This window comes from Bradyrhizobium pachyrhizi (assembly GCF_001189245.1).
GTDB lineage: Bacteria > Pseudomonadota > Alphaproteobacteria > Rhizobiales > Xanthobacteraceae > Bradyrhizobium > Bradyrhizobium pachyrhizi.
Genome location: NZ_LFIQ01000105.1, coordinates 33,906 through 37,429, shown reverse-complemented (window position 1 = coordinate 37,429; position 3,524 = coordinate 33,906). Strand labels below are relative to the sequence as shown.

The window sequence follows — 3,524 nt, the reverse complement described above, 5'->3', positions numbered from 1 at the left end:
AGCCAGGACCCATTACCCCAAATCTCAATTGTTCCGCGAGGCTGGGGCCGCGTTCCCGTTCACAAGCAAATTCGGTGGTTATGGGTCCTGGCTTGCGCCAGGACGACGGCGGTGAACGTTCGCGCGCTTACCCCTCCGCCTCAATCCACTCCGCGGCGCCGCGCCACAATGCGTCGCGGTGTTCGCTGCGGAAGAAGCCGAGATGGCCGATCGCTTTTGCGCCGGCGTCGGCGGGGCGGATCGAGATGATCTCGGGCGTGATCGACGTGAAGGCGGAGCACAGCAATTCGACAGCCGGCCGCGTCGCCCAGGTATCGTCGGTCATGACAAGCGCGCGGAGCTTGCCCTTGAACTTCGGAAAATTTTCGCGCGCCGTCAGCGTGGCATCATCGAGCAGATAGCGCTCCCGCATCACCCAGCTCCGCCATTGCTCGAACGCGCCCCTCGGCAGGTCCATGCCGAGGCCGGCCCAGGCGGGCAGGTAGCCGAGCGTGCGCGCCAGTGGCAGGCCGACGCCGTTCAGGAAGGCGACGACGCGGTAGCGCTCGGGCGAGGCCATCAGCTTCCAATAGGCAGCCTGCGAGGCGATCAGGAGCGCGCGCGGGATCTCGGCATTGTTGGCGAGCAGGCCGAGTGCCTGGCCGCCGAAGGAGTGGCCGACATAGGCGAAGGGGAGGTTGCGGTAGCGCTCGCGCATCCAGCTCACCGCTGCGGTGGCGTCGAGCGCGGCCCAATCCGCCATCGTGGCCTTGAAGCCGGCCAGCGATTTCGGCTTGTTGAGGCCGGTCGCCGCCATCGGCCGGCTATCGCCGGTGCCGCGGTAGTCGTAGGTCAGCACCGCCGCGCCGCGGCGGGCGAGGTAGCCGGCAAAGCCGCGATAGACCTTGCGGGGCACGGCGGTCGCCGAATTGATCAGCACGGCCTGGCGCCGCGTGCCGCGCGGCAGGAAAAGCGTCGCGGCGAGCGGATAGCCGTCCGCGGCCGGCACGACGATGTCGTCGCTAAAAACGTCGTCCAGCGCGGCGGAGGCCACGGCGATTTCCCCGGCATTCATGCTATGCTCTACCAAATGCGAATTCGGATTTCCCTGCAAGGGCTTGACCAGATTGCAGGAATCCTTCTAGCGGGAAAGCGGGGCCCTGTGTATAAGCCGGGCTTTCGTCATGCCGTGATCAAGTCGCGGTTTTTGCTCAGGAGTTGACCTCATGTCCGAGCGGTGGACACCCGATAGCTGGCGCGCCAAGAAGGTGCTGCAGGTGCCCGATTATCCCGACGCCAAGGCATTGGCCGATGTCGAGGCCCAGCTGGCGACCTTTCCGCCGCTGGTGTTCGCGGGCGAGGCGCGCAGCCTGAAGAAGGCGCTGGGGCGGGTTGCCGCCGGCGAGGCCTTCCTGCTGCAGGGCGGCGACTGCGCCGAGAGCTTTGCCGAGCACGGCGCCAACAACATCCGCGACTTCTTCCGCGTCCTGCTGCAGATGGCGGTCGTGCTGACATATGCCGGCGCGCTGCCGGTGGTGAAGGTCGGCCGCATCGCCGGCCAGTTCGCCAAGCCGCGCTCGTCGCCGACCGAGAAGCAGGGCGACGTCGAGCTGCCGAGCTATCGCGGCGACATCGTCAACGACATCGCTTTCACGCCGGAAGCGCGCATTCCCGATCCGCAGCGCCAGCTGATGGCTTATCGCCAATCCGCCGCGACGCTGAACCTGTTGCGCGCGTTCGCCACCGGCGGCTTCGCCAATCTCGGCAGCGTGCATCAGTGGATGCTCGGCTTCCTGAAGGATTCGCCGCAGTCACGCCGTTACAAGGAGCTGGCCGACCGCATCTCGGATGCGCTGAATTTCATGCGCGCCTGCGGCCTCGACCTCGAGAGCCATCCCGAGCTGCGCGCCACCGATTTCTACACCAGCCACGAGGCGCTGCTGCTCGGCTACGAGCAGGCGATGACGCGGGTCGATTCCACCACCGGCGATTGGTACGCGACCTCCGGCCACATGATCTGGATCGGCGACCGTACCCGCCAGCTCGATCACGGCCATGTCGAATATTTCCGCGGCATCAAGAATCCGATCGGCCTGAAATGCGGCCCGTCGCTGAAGCCGGACGAGCTGTTGAAGCTGATCGATATCCTCAATCCCGACGATGAGCCGGGGCGCCTGACCCTGATCAACCGGTTCGGCGCCGACAAGGTCGGCGACCATCTGCCGGGCCTGATCCGCGCCGTGCAGCGGGAAGGACGCAAGGTGGTGTGGTCGTGCGATCCGATGCACGGCAATACGATCACCTCGACCTCGGGCTACAAGACGCGGCCGTTCGACCGCGTGCTGTCGGAGGTGAGGTCGTTCTTCCAGATCCACGCTGCCGAAGGCACCCATGCCGGCGGCGTGCACCTGGAGATGACCGGACAGGACGTCACCGAATGCATCGGCGGCGCGCGCGCCATCACCGATGAGGACCTCAACGACCGCTATCACACGGTCTGCGATCCCCGCCTCAACGCCGAACAGTCGATCGACATGGCCTTCCTGATCGCCGAGCTCCTGAAGCAGGAGCGCGCCGGTAAGGTCAAACCCATGCCCGCCGCCGCAGGGTTGTGACTTGGGGCAGTGACTTGGGGCATGCAGTGACTTGGGGGCCGTGACTTGCTGAGGTTCTGGCGCGCCACCATCAACTCGCGCAACGGGCTGGCATTCGCCATTCGCTCGGAGCAGGCGATTCGCGAGGAGGTGGTGGCGTTGGCGCTGTCGCTGCCGCTGGCCTGGCTGGTCGGCGCCACCGTGATGCGCCGGGTCGAATTGGTCGCGACCGTGGTGCTGGTGCTCGTCATCGAGCTGCTCAACACCGCGATCGAGAAGCTCGCCGATCGCCTGACCATGGATCACGATCCGCAGATCGGGCGGGTCAAGGACATGGGCTCGGCCGCGGTCGGCGTCGCGCTCGTCATGGCCGGGCTGTTCTGGCTGTTCGCCCTCGCCGAACGCATGGGCGCGTTCTGATTCCCGAGCATGATCCGGAAAAGTGGGAACCGGTTTTCCGATCAGATCATGCTCAAAAGACACCACCGACGGCCATGGCGCGATTTCTGCAATCGCACCATGACGGGAAGGTGATTGAAGTTTGCTGTTGTGCAGGACAACTTAAGCGTATGAGCGAACAACAGATCAAGATCACCCTGGCGCAACTCAATCCGACGGTCGGTGACGTCACCGGCAACGCCGCGAAGGCACGCGCCGCGCGCGAGAGGGCCAAGGCTGACGGCGCCGACCTCGTGGTGCTGTCGGAACTGTTCATCGCCGGCTACCCGCCGGAGGATCTGGTGCTCAAGCCGGCGTTCCAGTCGGCCTGCCGCGCCGCGATCGAGGAACTGGCGCGCGAGACCAGGGATGGCGGCCCGGCGATGCTGATCGGCACGCCCTGGGTCGAGGACGGCAAGCTCTACAATGCCTGCGCGCTGCTCGACGGCGGCCGCATCGCCGCGCTGCGCTTCAAGGCCAATCTGCCGAATTACGGCGTGTTCGACGAGAAGC

3 protein-coding genes and 1 pseudogene are annotated in these 3,524 nt (G+C 65.8%); 3 read left to right on the top strand and 1 reads right to left on the bottom strand.

The features are described 5' to 3' along the window. Window positions 1-127 precede the first annotated feature (127 nt). Entirely contained in the window at window positions 128-1,054 is a 927-nt protein-coding gene (locus tag AKL29_RS26220; protein WP_050386156.1) for an alpha/beta hydrolase family protein, read from the bottom strand. A 151-nt stretch (window positions 1,055-1,205) separates the two neighbouring features. Here AKL29_RS26220 and AKL29_RS26215 point away from each other — a divergent pair, with 151 nt between their 5' ends. The 3 genes and pseudogenes from AKL29_RS26215 to AKL29_RS45600 form a co-directional block, all read left to right on the top strand. Then, window positions 1,206-2,594, top strand: coding sequence for a class II 3-deoxy-7-phosphoheptulonate synthase (locus tag AKL29_RS26215; protein ID WP_028334252.1), 1,389 nt, complete (start codon window positions 1,206-1,208; stop codon window positions 2,592-2,594). A 45-nt stretch (window positions 2,595-2,639) separates the two neighbouring features. Beyond that, window positions 2,640-2,993, top strand: coding sequence for a diacylglycerol kinase (locus tag AKL29_RS26210; protein WP_028334253.1), 354 nt, complete (start codon window positions 2,640-2,642; stop codon window positions 2,991-2,993). Window positions 2,994-3,142: 149 nt separating this feature from the next. After that, window positions 3,143-3,524 (top strand): annotated as a pseudogene (locus tag AKL29_RS45600) (nitrilase-related carbon-nitrogen hydrolase); the annotation flags it as partial.

What these genes read in the sequence shown, in the direction of transcription:
- AKL29_RS26215 (WP_028334252.1), top strand. Translation starts at nt 1,206, where the DNA reads ATGTCCGAGCGGTGGACACCCGATAGCTGGCGCGCCAAGAAGGTGCTG.
- AKL29_RS26220 (WP_050386156.1), bottom strand. Translation starts at nt 1,054, where the DNA reads ATGAATGCCGGGGAAATCGCCGTGGCCTCCGCCGCGCTGGACGACGTT.